The following is a 15481-nucleotide window of genomic DNA, read 5'->3' on the forward strand; positions in this document are numbered from 1 at the left end:
GAGCCGACGAGCGTGGGTGACGCGCAGGCGCCCGCTGCGACGCAGGCGCACCGCTGGCGGCGACGCCTCCGACGTCTGGCCGTTCTGGGTGTCGTCGCGCTGCTGCTCGCCAGCCTGCCGTGGCTGTGGACGACGATCTCCGCACGCGGCCACCTGTACGCCGAGGCCGACGCGCCCTCCGCCGACGTGGTGATCGTGCTCGGCACCGCCGTGGCGGCCGACCGGCGGCGGCCGGGTGAACGCCTCGCCGGCCGTCTGGAGACCGCCGCCGCCCTGGTGACCGGCGGGCGGGCGAAGGTCGTCCTCGTGTCGGGCGACGGCGGCGGGACGTCGGGTGACGAGACGGCGGTGATGACGTCGTACCTCACCGAACTCGGCGTCGATCCGCGGCGCGTGGTGGCCGACCCGTCCGGCCTGGACACCTACGACAGTTGTGCGCGGGCCCGCCAGGTGTACGGCGTCGAACGGGCGCTGATCGTGACGCAGTCATACCACCTGTCCCGGGCCGTGACGCTGTGCCGTCATCTGGGCCTCGACGTCGACGGGGTGGCCGCCCGCTGCCCCGGCTGCGGACGCGCCCTGCTCGTCGAGAAGTCGGTCCGGGACTATTTCGCCAGTGGCAAGGCCGCGTGGGACGCGGGTCGGGGTCGAGCGCCGCAGGTCCGTTCGCCCGCCGACCCGGCGGTCCGGGACGCGCTGGGCAGCTGAACCACCGGCCCGTGTCAGATGGTGACGAAGGCGGCCCGGCGACGGGCGTCGACCTCGGCGGCCAGCGCCGGCGCACGCTCCAGCGCCTCGGGGTGACCGCAGCCGGCCAGCCAGTTGGCCAGCATCAGGTGGCCGCCCTCGGTGAGCACCGACTCCGGGTGGAACTGCACGCCCTCGATGGGCAGCGTCCGGTGTCGCATCGCCATCACCACGCCGGAGCCGGTCCAGCCGGTGACCTCCAGCTCATCGGGGAGCGTTTCGGGCAGCACCGCCAGGGAGTGGTACCGGGTGGCGGTGAACGGGTCCGGCAGACCGGCGAGGACGCCGACCGACTGGTGCCGTACCTCGGAGGTCTTGCCGTGCAGCAACTCGGGGGCGCGGGTCACGGTCGCCCCGAACGCCTCGCCGATCGCCTGGTGCCCGAGGCACACACCGAAGATCGGTAGCTTGCCCGCGTACTCCCGGATGACGTCCAGGCAGATGCCGGCGCGGTCGGGGCTGCCCGGTCCCGGCGAGAGCAGGACACCGGCCGCGCCCACCTGGCCGACCTCGGCGACGTCGATCTCGTCGTTGCGGCGGACCTCGCACTCCACGCCGAGCTGGCCCAGATACTGCACCAGGTTGAAGACGAACGAGTCGTAGTTGTCGATCACCAGGACGCGCATGGTCACCTGCTCGGGGAGGGCGGCGCGGAGTTGTTCTGGTCGGTGTCGTACGGCAGGTCGTGCTCGTCGCCCGCCGGGGTCTCATCCGTCACGGCGTCCCCGCCGCCCGTCTCACCGGGTACGCCGGAATCCTGGGTGACCTGCACGTCGTCGAAGGGCAGCAGCGGCTCGGCCCAGGGGAAGGCCACGTACCAGAGCAGGGCCCCCGCGGCGGCGGCGAGCAGCACCGAGCCGGTGAGCTTGCCGGCCAGCCCGAAGGGCAGCTTGCGCCAGATGAACGCGTACATCGGGTCAGCCTTCCAGCTCCGCGGGGCGGCCCGCCGACTTGGGTTGGGTCCGGTCCAGCTCCGCGTGGATGATCAGCCGCTGGTAGTTGTCCCATTTCGGGTTGCAGGTCGTTAGGGTCAGCATCCGCTTGGTGGGCTTCTTGTCCGGCTCGCCGGGCACCGGGGCGACCACCTCGACCTGGGTCGGCTTGACGATCCGGATCTGCGCCACCCGGTAGACGTACCAGTCGTTCTTGCCCTCGACGACGATCGCGTCGCCGTCGTCCAGCTCGTCCAGGCGCCAGAACGTGGCCCGGTTGCGGTGGCCGGCGACGGAGAAGTTGCCGACCTGGCCGGGCAGCGCACTGGTCGGGTAGTGACCCGGGGCGTACCGGATGTCGTCCTGGGTGACGCCCTCGACGACCACCCAGTTCTTGTCGAGCTTGGGGATGTAGAGGCCCGCGATCGGCTTGCCGTGCACCGGCGGGGACGGCTTGGCGCTCGGGGCGCCGGCCGACGGCGCAACCGTCGGGTCGCCGCCCCACGCCTGGGTGAGCTGGTGAGTGAGGTCGTTCTGGTGGGCGTCGACGACGGCCGACTTGCCCCACACCTCGTAGCCGGCGAAGAGCAGCACCACCAGGCCGAAGGTGATGAGGACCTCGCCGGTGACCCGGATGCCGCTGCGCAGCCGGGAGCCGAACGACGGGCGGGTGAGTTCCGAGTAGACGCTCTTGTAGCCCGCACCGGTCTGGTGCGGGCGGAGCTGGACCACCCGTTCGCCGCGCCGGGGCCGGGGAGGCTCGGCGGGGCCGTCGCCGGCACCGGCCGGCTCGTCTACGTCGGTCGGTGTGCGGGGCACGGCACCCATCAGCGCCGTGGAGTCCATCGCCGGCGGTCGGACCGACGGCCCGGCGGAGACGGTGGGGATCAGCGCGGTGGCGGACGGGTCAGCGGTGCGTTGAGGCCCGGCCGGGGGGATCGAGCCGGCCGGGGACGTCGGGGCGGCGGCCGGGGAGCCGGCCGCGCGGGTGGACCCGGTGCCGACCGTGGGGATGAACGCGGTCGGCGCGTCGCCAGCCGGAGGAGTCGGCGCACCCGAAACCGCCGGCCGGATCGAGGGGGCGGGAGCGGTTGACCGGGATGGCGTCGCACCGGGTGTATCCGGGTGGGTCGGCGTGGCCTTCGGCAGACCCGGCGTGCCACCGGTGGCCGACGGCCCGGTGCCGGGGGCAGGTGAGCGGGTCGGCCCGGTGCCGGAGGCTGGCGTGGCCGATGCCGTGCCGGGTGCGGGCGTGCGGGTGGGCAGCTCGCCGGCGGTGCTCGGGCGTACCGGCTCCTGGTTGGGCGCGGTCGGTCGGCCGGGGTTGCCGCCGGGGGGAAGGCCTGACCCGTCGTGTGGCCCGGCGGCGGCAGCACCAGGCCAGGCCGGTGGCGCGGTTACCGGCGGTGGCACGGCCGCTGGCGGTGGCACGGCGGCGGGCGGTGGCACGGCGGCGGGCGGTGGCTCGGGGCTGGTCGGTGGGCGCGTGGCCCGGGGGCGGGCCGGCAGCTCGGGGGTGGGCCAGTTGCTGGCCGGGCCGGGCCGGGCCGGCGTCTGATCGGGCCGGTCGACCTTCGGCAGGAACGCCGTCGGGTCGTCGGCCTGGTCCCGGTGTCGCCCGTCCGCGCCGCTCACCTGGGCACCGTAGCCGAACGCAGGGCCGTCGAGTCCTCGAACGCCGGGACCGTCACCCTCGAGACGGCCTCCTCCTTATAACCGAGCTGGTAGTCATCGACTGCGTCCTTGAACAACCGGACTCCCTCAGAGCTGGCGAGGGCCTGCTGAAGGGCAGCGGGGTCGCCGATTGCCACGATCTTGAACGGTGGAGAATACACCCGCCCGTGGAGCAGCAGGGTGTTACCGACGCAGCGTACCGCGCTGGTCGCGAGCACGCGGACATTCATGATTGACATGGCCTCCGCCCCGCCGGCCCACAGCGCGTTGACCACCGCCTGCACGTCGCCCTGGTGTACGACCAGGTCATCGTTGCTGGCGTCCGGGTGGGCCTGGTCCGACTGCGGCGCGTCGTTCAGCTCGACCGTCACGCCGGGGCCGGCGAGCGGGGTGAAGCCGGCGGCCTGGAGGCCGCCCTCGGCGCGGTCCCGCTGGGCCTTGATCGGGCCGTCCGAGTCGGCGAGCGCGTCGGTCCGTTGCTCGACCTCGCCGCGCAGTGTGGCGGCCCGGCGCTCGCTGCCCGCCACCTGCTCGCGGCGGTCCTCGATGAGCTGGTTGAGCTGGGGCCGGCGGTCCTCGCGCAGCGCGGTGCCGTCGGCGGTGGTGGCGGAGGTGGTGAACAGCAGGCCGGCCGCGGCGGCGATCAGGGGCACCCCGATCGACCAGCCCGGTCGGCGTTGACGGGGTCGCCGGGGCAGCAGCCCGGCGCCGGCCCGTCGGAGGACCTTCTGCCAGGAGGCGGCGCCGGATGTGTACTCCACCGAGCGTTCCTTCCGCGTGTCGGGGATCGGTCCGCCCCGGCCCGGCCGGTGATACGAACAGTCCCGCCTTTTTCGGTCACTCCGTGCACCGGCCTGACCCCATTCGTGGTCCGGGCGGGCGTTCCGGACTACGCTAGCTCTCGAACATTATTGGCCATGGACCGTCGCCCCCGCGCCCGGTTGTCAGGCCGGACGAGGTCGTCACCCCCTCTGGAGAGCGTCGTGCCCAAGTCACAGGTCCGCAAGAAGAAGGTGTACACCCCGCCGACGGACGTGCGTCCGACGACGGCGGCGACGTCGCGCAAGCCTAGCCCGGTGTGGCTGCCGGTCACCGCGGTCGCCCTGATCGTCGCCGGCATCGGCTGGCTGGTCGTCTACTACCTCTCCGAGCAGGAGTACCCGGTCATGTCGTGGGGTTACTGGAACCTCGCGGTGGGCTTCGGTGCGATGGTCGCCTCGCTGGCGCTGCTCTCCCGCTGGCGTTGAGCCGGCCCCGGCGCCGAGACGCCGGAGGGTCCACGTCACCCCACGAGCCCCTGCCCGGCGGGATCGGGCGGGGCACCCTATGGTGTCCGCAGGGCGGCGTGGCCGGATGCGAGATGACTCACGTTACTGCTGGGTAACCTTGCGCGTAGGCTGCACTGCATGACCGAGCGGAGCGAGGTCATCGACCGGTCCGGTCGCGGGTGCGGCAACGGCGTGAGGCCGCTTCGCACCTGACCCGGCCCCGGTCGCCGAGCCGCTCGACAGGCAGCAGACCGGGAGGCCAACTCGATGGGCAGCGTCCAGATCGTCACCACGATCCTCGCGGCCGCCATCACCGCCGTGGCGGTGTGGCTTGCGGTGCGCGCGGTCATGAAGATGACGGCCGTCATCCGGCTCGGGCAGCCCGCGCCGGAGCGGTTCGCCGACAAGGCCGGCCGCACCAGGACCATGCTGGTGGAGACCGCCGGCCACACCCGGATGCTCAAGTGGAGCGTGGTGGGTGCGGCGCACTGGTTCGTGATGGTCGGGTTCGTGGTGCTGTCGTTGCTGGTGCTCGAGGCGTACTTCGAGGTGGCCACCACCGACGGCGGTTTGCCGATCATCGGGCACTGGACGATCTTCGGCCTGGTCACCGAGATCATCGGTGTGCTGGGTCTGGTGGGCATCCTGGTGCTGATGGCGATCCGCCTGCGCAACCGACCGAACCGGCCGGGCGGACGCTCCCGGTTCACCGGCTCGACCATGTGGCAGGGCTACTTCGTCGAGTGGATCGTGCTGCTGGTCCTGATCTTCGGGTTCGTGATCCGGGGCTTCAAGGTCGCCACCGGCCACTTCGAGTTCCCGTTCTGGGCCACCCCGGTCAGCCACGCGGTCGGTGCGGTCCTGCCGGACTGGGCGGACGGCGTCAGCGTCGCCGCCGCCATCAAGATCATTATTTCGATGACGTGGCTGATCGTCATCTCCCTGAACGTCACCATGGGCGTCGCCTGGCACCGCTTCCTGGCATTCCCCAACATCTTCTTCAAGCGCGAGCCGGCCAAGCCGGCCGGCTCCGGCCTCGGCGCGCTGCGCCCGATGACGAGCCAGGGCAAGCCGCTCGACTTCGAGGAGGCGGACCCGGAGCAGGACCAGTTCGGCGTCGCCCACGTCGAGCAGTTCAGCTGGAAGGGCCTGCTCGACTTCAGTACCTGCACCGAGTGCGGCCGCTGCCAGTCGCAGTGCCCGGCCTGGAACACCGGCAAACCGCTCTCGCCCAAGCTGCTCGTGCTGAGCCTGCGCGACCACGCGTACGCCAAGGCGCCGTACCTGCTGGCCGGCGGCGGCAAGGACCTGACCGGCGAGGAGAAGGCCACCGCCGCGCAGCTCGCCCACCTGGACGTGCTGTCGCTCGCCGAGGGCGACAAGCCGTTGATCGGCGACGCCGAGTCCGGTGGCGTCATCGACCCGGACGTGCTCTGGTCCTGCACGACCTGCGGCGCCTGCGTCGAGCAGTGCCCGGTGGACATCGAGCACGTCGACCACATCGTCGACATGCGCCGCTACCAGGTCCTGATCGAGTCGAGCTTCCCCGCCGAGGCCGGCGTGATGCTGCGCAACCTGGAAAACAAGGGCAACCCGTGGGGTGCCCCGCAGAACACCCGCGAGGACTGGACCAAGGGCCTGGACTTCGAGGTGCCGCGGGTCGGCGAGGTGGACGACTTCGAGTACCTGTTCTGGGTCGGCTGCGCCGGCGCGTTCGAGGATCGGGCCAAGAAGACCACCCATGCCGTGGCAACCCTGCTCAACGAGGCGGGCGTGACGTTCGCGATCCTGGGTGAGGGTGAGACCTGCTCCGGTGACCCGGCGCGACGCATCGGCAACGAGTTCGTGTTCCAGATGCTCGCCCAGCAGAACGTCGAGACCCTCAACGAGGCGTTCGAGGGCCGGGAGAAGGCCAAGCGCAAGATCGTCGCCACCTGCCCGCACTGCTTCAACACCCTGGGCAACGAGTACGGGCAGCTCGGCGGCGAGTTCGAGGTGGTCCACCACACCCAGCTCCTGGCCCACCTGGTCTCCACCGGAAAGCTCACCCCGGTGCAGCCGGTCGACGGCGGGGTCACCTACCACGATCCCTGCTACCTGGGCCGGCACAACCGGGTCTTCGCGGCACCCCGCGAGGTGCTCGGGGACGCCATCGAGGGCGAACTCACCGAGATGCCGCGCAACAGCGAGCGCTCCTTCTGCTGCGGCGCCGGCGGTGCCCGGATGTGGATGGAGGAGAAGATCGGCAAGCGGATCAACGTGGATCGCGTCGAGGAGGCCATGGCCACCGGCGCCAAGACGGTCGCCGTGGGCTGCCCGTTCTGCTCGACGATGCTCAGCGACGGCGTCAACGGCAAGGGTGCCGGCGAGCAGGTCGAGGTGATCGACGTGGCCACGGTGCTGCTCCGCTCGGTCAAGCCGGAGCAGCCGCAGAGCGACAGGGACGCCGCGCCGGTCGGCGGCTGAGCAGCGTACCCCTGGATCGATGTCGATCGACGGCGGTGGCACCCCCGGGTGCCGCCGCCGTCGTGCGAGAATTCCCGCCGAGGTGAGGCGACATCAACGGCCTGCTGCTGACCACGCTGCTGCCCCTGGTCGGCTTCGTCGCGTTGACCGCGGGCAACGCGTTCTTCGTCGCGGCCGAGTTCGCCCTGGTCACGGTCGACCGGGCGGAGATCGACCGGCGGGCCGCCGCCGGCGACCAGGCCGCCCTGACGGTACGCACCGCACTGCGTGAGCTGTCCTTCCAGCTCTCCGGGGCGCAGCTCGGCATCACCATCACGGCGCTGCTCACCGGATACCTGGCCGAGCCGGCCCTGGCGCGGATCTTCACCCCGTTGCTGCGTCCGGTGGCGGGGAGCGGTGCCGAGCGGTTCACGCCCTTCCTGGCGCTGGCGCTGGCCACCCTGCTCTCCATGCTCTTCGGTGAGCTGGTGCCCAAGAACGCGGCGCTGGCCCGGCCGATGCCGGCCGCGCTGGCCACCGCCGGTCCGATGCACACCTTCTCCCGTACGTTCGGCTGGCTGATCCGGGGCTTGAACGGCTCGGCGAACCGGCTGGTGCGAGCGCTCGGTGTGGAGCCGCAGGAAGAGTTGGCGAGCGCCCGTTCACCGGAGGAACTGGGCCTGCTGGCGGCCATCTCGGCCCGCGCCGGCGCGCTGCCCACCGACACCGCGATGCTGCTGCGCCGCACCATCCGTTTCGGTGACAAGCGGGCGGCTGAGGCGATGACCCCCCGGGTGGACGTGGTGGCGCTGCGCGCCACGGCCACGGTGGCCGAACTGCTGGAGGCGTCCCGACAGACCGGACGGACGCGCTTCCCGGTGTACGAGGAGACCCTGGATCTGGTGACCGGCGTGGCCGCTGTGCCCGACGCGCTGGGTGTGCCGTTGGCGGCGCGGGCCTCGACCATGGTCGGTTCGGTGGCTCGTGAGCCGGTGTACGTGCCGGAGAGCCTCAACCTGGACGGCGTACTGGCCGCGCTGAAGTCGGCCGGCGCGGACCTGGCGATCGTGGTCGACGAGTACGGCGGCACGGACGGCGTGGTGACCGTCGAGGACCTGGTCGAGGAGTTGGTCGGGGAGATCGCCGACGAGTTCGATCCGGCCACCGTGGACGACGCCGGTCCGGTCGAGCTGACCGTGCCCGGCGGGGAACGCACGGTGCTGGTCGACGGGGTGCTGCGGTCCGACGAGTTGGCCGAGCAGACCGGTTTCCGGCTGCCCGACGGTCCGTACGAGACGCTGGCCGGGTACCTGATGGCCCGGCTCGGGCACATCCCGTTGGCCGGCGAGACGGTCGAGGCCCAGGGCTGGGAGTTCACCGTGGTGGAGGTGGAGCGGCACCGGATCGAGCAGGTCCGGGTGCTGCGCCCGGCGGAGCCGGACGACGATGACTGAGCTGCTGGTGACCGTGCTGTTGCTGCTGGGCAACGGGTTCTTCGTCGGCAGCGAGTTCGCGCTGATCGCGTCCCGGCGGACGGTGATCGAACCCCTCGCGGCCGGCTCGAAGCGGGCCCGGTGGGCGCTGTCGGCGATGAACCAGATCCCCCTGATGATCGCCGGCGCCCAGCTCGGCATCACGGTCTGCTCGCTGGGTCTCGGTGCGATCGCGGAACCGGCGCTGGCGCACCTGCTGGAGCCGCCGTTCCACGCGGCGGGCCTGCCGGACCGGGCGGTGCACCCGGTGGCGTTCGTGCTGGCGCTGGGTGTGGTGGTCTTCCTGCACACGGTCGTCGGCGAGATGGTGCCGAAGAACATCACGCTGGCCGGGCCGGAGGTCTCCGCGCTGTGGCTGGGCCCGGCGATGCTGGCGTTCTGCGTGGCCACCAAGCCACTGTTGCTGGCGATGAAGTGGGCGGCCCGTCGGGTGCTCGCGTTGTGGCGGATCGAGGCGTCCGAGGCGGTGAAGTCGGTGTTCACCGCCGAGGAGTTGGCCGGGTTGGTCTCCCAGGCACGTACCGAGGGATTGTTGGACGCCGAACAGCACGCCCGGATCACCGGCGCGCTGGCCCTGCACGCGCGGACGGCGGCGGACGCGTTGCAGCCGTGGTCGACGGTGGTGACGGTGGCCGAGGACGTCTCGCCGGCGTCGCTGGAGGTGCTGGCCACCCGGACCGGTCGGTCCCGCTTCCCGGTGGTGCAGCGGTCCACCCGGCGGGTGCTCGGTTTCGTGCACGTCAAGGATGTGCTCGGCTACGCCGGGCATGCTCGTCGTGCGCCGGTGCCGGCCGAGGTGTACCGGCCACTGGCGGTGGTGCCGCCGGAGCGTACGCTGGCCGACCTGCTGCTCGCGATGCGTCGGGAACGGCGGCACATGGTGCTGGTCAGCGACGGTCGCCGACCGCTCGGTGTGGTGACGCTCGACGACGTATTGACCGCAATCGTTGGTTAATCGACCAACACCCTTGGTGTGCAAGCGGTTGCACGACAGTGATGGTGGTCAGGTTCGTCTTGATTCCGGTGCGGCATTTCCCTAATGTGGGGCACCGACCGCTGTGGGTCGTCTGCCTCGGCCCTTCCCGCACGCGAGGCGCCCGGCGGTCGGTTGCAAAGGAGTCGATGCCGGTGGCAACCATGCCCCCTCATCGTCACGCCCCGGGGCTGTCCGCGCGGCCGGGCGGTCTGCGCCGGGTCGCCCAACGTCTGCTCGTCCTGGTCGCCGCGGTGGCCGTCGGAGCCGGTGTGCTCGCCGTGCCCGCGCAGGCCGAGCCTTCGGTCGACGAGATCGAGGCGCAGATCGACAAGCAGTGGGAGCAGTTGGAGCCCGCCGTCGAGCAGTACAACAAGGTGCGATCGCAGCTGCAGGTCAACCGCAAGAAATCGGCGGACCTGCAGAAGAAGATCGAGCCGCTGGCACTGCAGAGCGAGTTGGCCCTCACCCGGGTCGGTGACCTCGCCTCCCGCTACTACATGTCGGGTCCGTCGCAGGACATCGGCGCGCTGCTGGTCAGTGCCAAGCCGGACACCCTCACCGAGCAGCTCACCGTTCTGGACCGGCTTGCCGCGCAGGAGCGCAAGGAGGTCGCGGGTGTGCTCGCCGTGCGAGCCAAGTACGACGGCGAGAAGCAGAAGCTGGACGTGCTGATTGCCACCCAGACCAAGCAGCAGAACGAGTTGGCCGCCAAGAAGAAGCAGATCGACGCCGAGATCAAGAAGCTCGAGGCATCGCTGCCGAAGACCACGATCAAGACCGCCGGTTGCCCGACCATCAACGGTGTCGCCAGCACCGCCGCCCAGAAGGCGATCAAGACCGCCTGCCAGCAGGTCGGCGACCCGTACGTCTGGGGTGCCGTCGGCCCGAACGCATTCGACTGCTCGGGTCTGACCCAGTACGCCTACAAGTCGGCCGGGATCTACCTCACCCACTACACCGGCGCCCAGTGGAACGAGGGTAAGGCCGTCTCTCGGGCCGACGCTCGCCCCGGTGACCTGGTCTTCTTCTACGGCGACCTGCGCCACGTCGGCCTGTACCTGGGCAACAACCTGATGGTGCACGCGCCCCGCGCCGGAAGACCGGTGACGGTGGCCAGCCTCACCATGCCGGTCGCCGGGTTCCGCAGACCCGGCTGATCCGCCCAGGCACGACGACGGCCCCCGGTCACCGACCGGGGGCCGTCGCGGTTTCTCAGCGGGGTGCGCCCACCGGGGACGGCAGGAGCTGCGCGTCGGCCAGGTTGACGTACATGATGCGGTGGCCGAACTGGATCTGCGCGTACCGGTTCTCGCCGCGGATCACCGTCCAGTCGCCGGGCGAGGACCCGTCGAACGTGCTGGCCCGGTAGTACTCGCCGGCCAGCACCGCGCCGACGGCGTACCGCTGCCCGGCGGCGAGGGTGTACTGAAGTGGGGAGATCGTCTGGTAGGGCACGCCGGCCGGGTAGGCCGCCTGCTCCGGGTACGCCCGCCCGTACACGGGGATGGTGGCCCGTCCGGGCTTCGGGGTGGCCACCACGCCCACGGTCCACCTGGCCGTCGGCGCGGACGCCGGGTTGTGGAACCAGGCGCGTTGTCCGAGGTACCAGATGGCCGTCCAGTCCCCCTGCCGGCCGGCCAACGCGTACGTCTGGCCGGCGGAGGCCCGGGTGCCGTGATCCGACACCTCCATGGTGTTCGGGGTGCCGTCCGGGCGTAGTGCGATGTCGTTGACCAGGGGCGCGTCGGCGGACGGCGCGGTGTGCAGCACCACCGACGAGGAGCCGCGCGGCGCGCACGGCACGCCGGGGGTGACGCATCCCGTGAACACCGGTTGGTTGGTGGCGGGGTCCGGGTCGATCCGGACCAGCCCGGTGGCCGGGGTGCCGGTGTCCAGTCGCGGCGCGTGCAGCAGGTCCAAGTAGTGCGACCAGTCCCAGTAGGGCCCCGGGTCCCAGTGCATCCCGCGAACGGTCGACGCGATGGTGCCGGGCACGTTGTCGTGGCCGATGATGTGCTGGCGGTCCAGCGGGATGCCGAGCCGCAGCGCGAGGTGCCGGACGAGTTTCGCCGAGGTCCGGTACATCGCCTCGGTGTACCAGGTGCCCTGCGCGGCGAAGCCCTCGTGTTCCAGGCCGATCGACTTGGCGTTGACGTACCAGTTGCCGGCGTGCCAGCCGACGTCCTTGGTCTTCACGTGCTGGGCGATGTGCCCGTCCACCGAGCGCAGTGAGTAGTGCCAGCTCACGTAGGTCGGGTCCTGAACGAGTTTCAAAGTGGTCGCCCAGCTCGCCTCGGTGTCGTGGATGACGATGTACTCGATCTTCTGCCGGGCGGGCCGGTCGGAGAGGTCGTGGTTGCCGTAGTCCCCGTCGCCGAACGCCTCGTAGGGCACCGGGATCCATTCGCAGGAGACGGTGCGAGGGCATTCCAGCCCGTCCGGTCGGGCCAGCCGGCGCAGGCCCAGCCGGTCCAGCCAGGAACGCTCCGGCTGTACCGCGCGGGCCGGCAGGGTGATCCGTTGGCCGTCGTCGGTCACCCGGGACTCGCCGGTGCCGATCGTCGTGAAGACCTCGTCGGCGAAGGCCGCCGCCGCGTCGGCGCTGTCCGCGCCGGCGTAGCGGGCCACCGCGCCGTACCAGGTGGCCGGGTCGGTGCCGGCGCCCACCGGGGCACCCAGTTCCTTCTGGTACGCGGCCAGCAGCGCCGCCCCGCCCCGGATGTTGACGTCGGGGTCGGTGCGCAGCGACTCCGGCGCCGCGCCGGTCAGGGTGGCGGCGGTGTCCACGGTCTGCAACGCGGTGCTGGGTGGTGCGGGATCCGCGGCCTGCGGGGGCGCGGGTGCCAGCGCCGGTCGGGAGTCGTCGCCGCGCGGGTCCTCGGTGCCGGCGTCGTGGTGACCGCGCCCGGGCAGGGCGGCCACGTGGCGGGCGTCGGTCAGGTGCATCGGGCCGTAGCCGCCGCTGGTGCTCGGTGTGCCGGCGTTGCTGTCCCAGCGCGACTCCAGGTAGGAGACGCCGAGCAGCACGTCGATCGGTACGCCGTACTCCGCTGCCGCGGCGGCGTACCGCTGTTGACGGTCGACGGTGGGTGCGGCGGCGGCCGCGCCGGCGGGTAGCGGTACCCCGGTCGCGGCGGCGACCACGGCGGCGGCGAGCAGGGCGCGCCGGCCGGGGGACAGGGTTGGACGGTGCATCGAACCCCCTAGATTCCACGGACAAAGGTGAGGTCACCTTCGCGCCGCCCGGGAGTCCGCGTCAATACCTTTCCATGTATCGATGCGTTCGGAAGGAAATCTTCGCCTATGGCCGGCGACCCTCTCCGATCGGTACGGAGTGTCACGGCCGCACGGGTTGCGGATCGGTAACGGGCGTCTCTACGCTGGTCATTCGTCGGCCCGATAGCAGGTCCGCCCACCCCGGGCGGTGACGGACCGACACCGCCGAGTCGTTTCCGAACGAACCGGGGACCCAGGTTCCTCGGGGTGAATCCGCAGCCACTGCGGTAGGGCGCCGACTTCCCGCCCGAACCCGTCAGCTAACCCGGTAGGCGGTCAGGAAGAAGGAGAACGGAACCCCGGTGGCACTCCATGCCCCGCGGCCGCCGTCCGAGCGGCCGGCAGCAGCCGGCCCGACAACGATCGTGCCGCGCCCACGCTGGTCCCGCTTCACCAACGCTCTCGCCGCACTGGTCGGCGTCGCCGTCGTCCTGACGGGCAGCGCCACGGCGGCCCACGCCGACCCGTCCGTCGCCGAGATCGAGCGCCAGATCGACGCCGACTGGAACAAACTCGAACCCATCATCGAACGGCACAACGCCACCCGGGCCGACCTCGCCGTCAAGCGCAAGCAGGCCGACGCCCTGGCCGCCCGGATCGCTCCCCTGGAGCGTCAGGTCGACGCCGCGATGGACAAGGTCAGCGCCCTGGCCGTGCGCGCGTACAAGGGCGAGAACATCTCCACTGTCAACGCGGTGCTCGGCAGCCGGTCGCCGAGCGAGGTGGTCGGGCAGCTCGAGATGCTCGACCGGTTCGCGCACAACCAGCAGCAGGACGTCCGCCAGGTGGCCGACCTGCGTGACGAACTGGCCGCGCAGAAGGCGCCGCTGGACGAGATGGTGACCCAGCTGGGCCGTACCGAGGCGCAGTTGGCGGCGAAGAGGAAGCAGATCAACGAGGAGATCGACCGCCTGCAGAAGCTGCGCCTCAAGGTGTACGGCAACGGTGGCGGCGGCCCGCTGCGTCCCGCGCCCTGCCCGGCCAGCTATCCCGGAGGTGCCGCGGGCACGGCGGTCAAGTTCGCCTGCGCCCAGATCGGTAAGCCCTACGTGTGGGGTGCCGAGGGTCCGAACTCGTACGACTGCTCCGGGCTGATGCTGGCCGCCTGGGCCAAGGCCGGGGTGTCGCTGCCGCACAACGCCGCCGCGCAGAGCCGGGTGACCAAGAACGTCAGCAAGGGCGACCTGCTCCCCGGTGACCTGGTCTTCTACTACAGCGACATCCACCACGTCGGCATGTACGTCGGCAATGGCTGGGTGGTGCACGCCCCCCAGGCCGGTCAGCCCGTCAAGATGAAGAAGGTCGACGACGGCCCGATCCACAGCTACGGCCGCCCCGGCTGACCCAGCCCGGACGCCCGAGGGCCCGCCGCGATCCGTTCGCGGCGGGCCCTCGGCGTCTGCCCGGTCGTGCGTCGCGGGTCAGCGGGTCGGCCAGGTACGCCAGTGCTGCCAGGCGCGGCTGGGCGTCGGCCCCCGCTGCCCCTGGTAGCGCGAGCCGTACACCACCGAGCCGTACGGGTGCTCGGCCGGCGAGGAGAGCCGGAAGATGCACAGTTGGCCGATCTTCATGCCCGGCCAGAGCGTGATCGGCAGGTTCGCCACGTTGGACAGCTCCAGCGTCACGTGCCCGGAGAAGCCCGGGTCGATGAAGCCGGCGGTGGAGTGGGTGAGCAGACCGAGTCGGCCCAGTGAGCTCTTCCCCTCGAGCCGGCCGGCGAGCTGGTCGCCCAGCGAGATGACCTCGAGCGTCGAGGCGAGCACGAACTCCCCCGGGTGCAGGACGAACGGTTCGCCGTCGGGCACCTCGACCACCGAGGTCAGGTCGTCCTGCTGCATCGCCGGGTCGATGTGGGTGTAGAGGTGGTTGTTGAAGACCCGGAACAGCCGGTCGAGTCGTACGTCAATGCTGGACGGTTGGACCAGCATGGGCTCGAAGGGCTCCAGGCCCAGCGTGCCGGCCTTGATCTCGGAGACCAGGTCGCGGTCGGAGAGCAGCATCGGACCACCATAGCGGCGTCTCGCGCGGCACCCGGATTCGGTGCCGGTGACCAGCGCGTCGAGGTCGCTGCTCGTACATTTGTTCGATAGAATGCCCGCATGGCTTCCTGGTCCGAATTCGCCGCCGACGAGCCCCGCCTCGCCGACGGGATCCGCGTTCTCCTGCAGCAGTACGGGCCGGGCTTCGGCTACCTGGCCACGGTCCGCGCCGACGGCGGGCCCCGGGTCCACCCGGTCTCCCCGGTCATCACCGACGAGGGTCTGTTCTGCTTCGTCATCGACTCTCCGAAGCGCCGTGACCTCGAACGCGACGGCCGCTACGCGTTGCACTCGTTCCCGCCGGAGGAGAGCGACGACGAGGCGTACGTGGCGGGTCGCGCCCGTCCGGTGACCGATCCGGCCCAGTTGGCCCGGTTGGCGCAGGGTGCCCGAGCCGAGCCGCACGCCGACTGGCGGTTGTTCGAGTTCACCGTCGACGTGGCGATGCTGACCCGCCGCGAGCAGCACATCGCCGGCGTCCCGGGGGTGCCGCCGGGGCGGCCGGCCGTCCGGGTGTGGCTCGACCCGCAGGCTCCGCCGGCGCCGGTCGCGCCGGCCGCCGTACCGCAGACGCGCCCGACCCGTCTCAGCCGTGACGTTCAGTGCACGGCCGCCTGACCGCGGCCCGGTC

General features: G+C 71.4%; 14 protein-coding genes and 1 riboswitch. Of the genes, 8 read left to right on the forward strand and 6 right to left on the reverse strand.

All coding sequences use genetic code 11. The features are described 5' to 3' along the window. Window positions 1-12 precede the first annotated feature (12 nt). Complete coding sequence (locus AB0H52_RS09215; protein ID WP_357946267.1) at window positions 13-708, forward strand: ElyC/SanA/YdcF family protein; 696 nt, start codon at window positions 13-15, stop codon at window positions 706-708. A gap of 14 nt (window positions 709-722) precedes the next feature. On the opposite strand, the gene AB0H52_RS09220 is transcribed toward AB0H52_RS09215, so the two are convergent. Genes AB0H52_RS09220 through AB0H52_RS09235 form a run of 4 tightly spaced genes read right to left on the reverse strand, consistent with a single transcriptional unit; the run spans window position 723 to window position 4114 of the window. Beyond that, window positions 723-1373, reverse strand: a complete 651-nt coding sequence (locus AB0H52_RS09220; RefSeq protein WP_151491912.1) for an aminodeoxychorismate/anthranilate synthase component II — start codon at window positions 1371-1373, stop codon at window positions 723-725. Between the two features lie 2 nt (window positions 1374-1375). Continuing rightward, on the reverse strand, window positions 1376-1660 hold the full coding sequence (locus tag AB0H52_RS09225) for a hypothetical protein (protein WP_151491913.1): 285 nt from the start codon (window positions 1658-1660) through the stop codon (window positions 1376-1378). Window positions 1661-1664: 4 nt separating this feature from the next. Next, a complete protein-coding gene (locus tag AB0H52_RS09230) occupies window positions 1665-3314 on the reverse strand; it encodes a class E sortase (protein WP_357946270.1) in 1650 nt (549 codons plus the stop codon). Beyond that, window positions 3311-4114: a DUF881 domain-containing protein gene (locus AB0H52_RS09235; RefSeq protein WP_151491520.1), complete on the reverse strand. Its 804-nt coding sequence runs from the start codon at window positions 4112-4114 to the stop codon at window positions 3311-3313. Before AB0H52_RS09235 ends, AB0H52_RS09230 begins: the two co-directional genes overlap by 4 nt. Window positions 4115-4336: 222 nt before the next feature. Here AB0H52_RS09235 and AB0H52_RS09240 point away from each other — a divergent pair, with 222 nt between their 5' ends. From AB0H52_RS09240 to AB0H52_RS09260, 5 genes are all read left to right on the forward strand, one after another. Beyond that, the gene (locus tag AB0H52_RS09240; RefSeq protein ID WP_151491519.1) at window positions 4337-4600 is read left to right on the forward strand and encodes a cell division protein CrgA; all 264 of its coding nucleotides are present in this window, start codon (window positions 4337-4339) and stop codon (window positions 4598-4600) included. A gap of 288 nt (window positions 4601-4888) precedes the next feature. Beyond that, window positions 4889-7087: a (Fe-S)-binding protein gene (locus AB0H52_RS09245; protein WP_357946274.1), complete on the forward strand. Its 2199-nt coding sequence runs from the start codon at window positions 4889-4891 to the stop codon at window positions 7085-7087. Between the two features lie 119 nt (window positions 7088-7206). Beyond that, on the forward strand, window positions 7207-8520 hold the full coding sequence (locus AB0H52_RS09250; RefSeq protein ID WP_357946433.1) for a hemolysin family protein: 1314 nt from the start codon (window positions 7207-7209) through the stop codon (window positions 8518-8520). Next, window positions 8513-9514 carry a hemolysin family protein gene (locus AB0H52_RS09255; protein WP_357946277.1) on the forward strand — a complete coding sequence of 334 codons (1002 nt, stop codon included), beginning with the start codon at window positions 8513-8515 and terminating at the stop codon, window positions 9512-9514. The genes AB0H52_RS09250 and AB0H52_RS09255 overlap by 8 nt, the downstream gene beginning before the upstream one ends. Window positions 9515-9681: 167 nt before the next feature. Then, window positions 9682-10692: an NlpC/P60 family protein gene (locus tag AB0H52_RS09260; protein WP_357946280.1), complete on the forward strand. Its 1011-nt coding sequence runs from the start codon at window positions 9682-9684 to the stop codon at window positions 10690-10692. 55 nt (window positions 10693-10747) lie between these two features. On the opposite strand, the gene AB0H52_RS09265 is transcribed toward AB0H52_RS09260, so the two are convergent. After that, the gene (locus AB0H52_RS09265; protein ID WP_357946283.1) at window positions 10748-12730 is read right to left on the reverse strand and encodes a peptidoglycan recognition family protein; all 1983 of its coding nucleotides are present in this window, start codon (window positions 12728-12730) and stop codon (window positions 10748-10750) included. A 234-nt stretch (window positions 12731-12964) separates the two neighbouring features. Beyond that, window positions 12965-13100, forward strand: a riboswitch (cyclic di-AMP (ydaO/yuaA leader). A 13-nt stretch (window positions 13101-13113) separates the two neighbouring features. On the opposite strand from AB0H52_RS09265, the gene AB0H52_RS09270 reads away from it, so the two are divergent. Continuing rightward, the gene (locus AB0H52_RS09270; protein ID WP_151491513.1) at window positions 13114-14154 is read left to right on the forward strand and encodes a C40 family peptidase; all 1041 of its coding nucleotides are present in this window, start codon (window positions 13114-13116) and stop codon (window positions 14152-14154) included. 78 nt (window positions 14155-14232) lie between these two features. Here AB0H52_RS09270 and dcd read toward each other — a convergent pair whose 3' ends face one another. Then, window positions 14233-14811, reverse strand: a complete 579-nt coding sequence (dcd, locus tag AB0H52_RS09275; protein WP_151491512.1) for a dCTP deaminase — start codon at window positions 14809-14811, stop codon at window positions 14233-14235. A gap of 99 nt (window positions 14812-14910) precedes the next feature. Here dcd and AB0H52_RS09280 point away from each other — a divergent pair, with 99 nt between their 5' ends. Beyond that, window positions 14911-15468, forward strand: a complete 558-nt coding sequence (locus tag AB0H52_RS09280; protein WP_151491511.1) for a pyridoxamine 5'-phosphate oxidase family protein — start codon at window positions 14911-14913, stop codon at window positions 15466-15468. Window positions 15469-15481: the final 13 nt, after the last annotated feature.

Origin of the sequence: Micromonospora sp. NPDC050695, assembly GCF_040654415.1 — a bacterium.
Taxonomy (GTDB): Bacteria; Actinomycetota; Actinomycetes; order Mycobacteriales; family Micromonosporaceae; genus Micromonospora.

Bases quoted from the DNA above. Each gene is read 5' to 3' on its own strand.
- AB0H52_RS09280 (WP_151491511.1), top strand. From the start codon at position 14,911: ATGGCTTCCTGGTCCGAATTCGCCGCCGACGAGCCCCGCCTCGCCGAC.
- AB0H52_RS09265 (WP_357946283.1), bottom strand. From the start codon at position 12,730: ATGCACCGTCCAACCCTGTCCCCCGGCCGGCGCGCCCTGCTCGCCGCC.
- dcd (WP_151491512.1), bottom strand. From the start codon at position 14,811: ATGCTGCTCTCCGACCGCGACCTGGTCTCCGAGATCAAGGCCGGCACG.
- AB0H52_RS09245 (WP_357946274.1), top strand. From the start codon at position 4,889: ATGGGCAGCGTCCAGATCGTCACCACGATCCTCGCGGCCGCCATCACC.
- AB0H52_RS09225 (WP_151491913.1), bottom strand. From the start codon at position 1,660: ATGTACGCGTTCATCTGGCGCAAGCTGCCCTTCGGGCTGGCCGGCAAG.
- AB0H52_RS09260 (WP_357946280.1), top strand. From the start codon at position 9,682: ATGCCGGTGGCAACCATGCCCCCTCATCGTCACGCCCCGGGGCTGTCC.
- AB0H52_RS09220 (WP_151491912.1), bottom strand. From the start codon at position 1,373: ATGCGCGTCCTGGTGATCGACAACTACGACTCGTTCGTCTTCAACCTG.
- AB0H52_RS09255 (WP_357946277.1), top strand. From the start codon at position 8,513: ATGACTGAGCTGCTGGTGACCGTGCTGTTGCTGCTGGGCAACGGGTTC.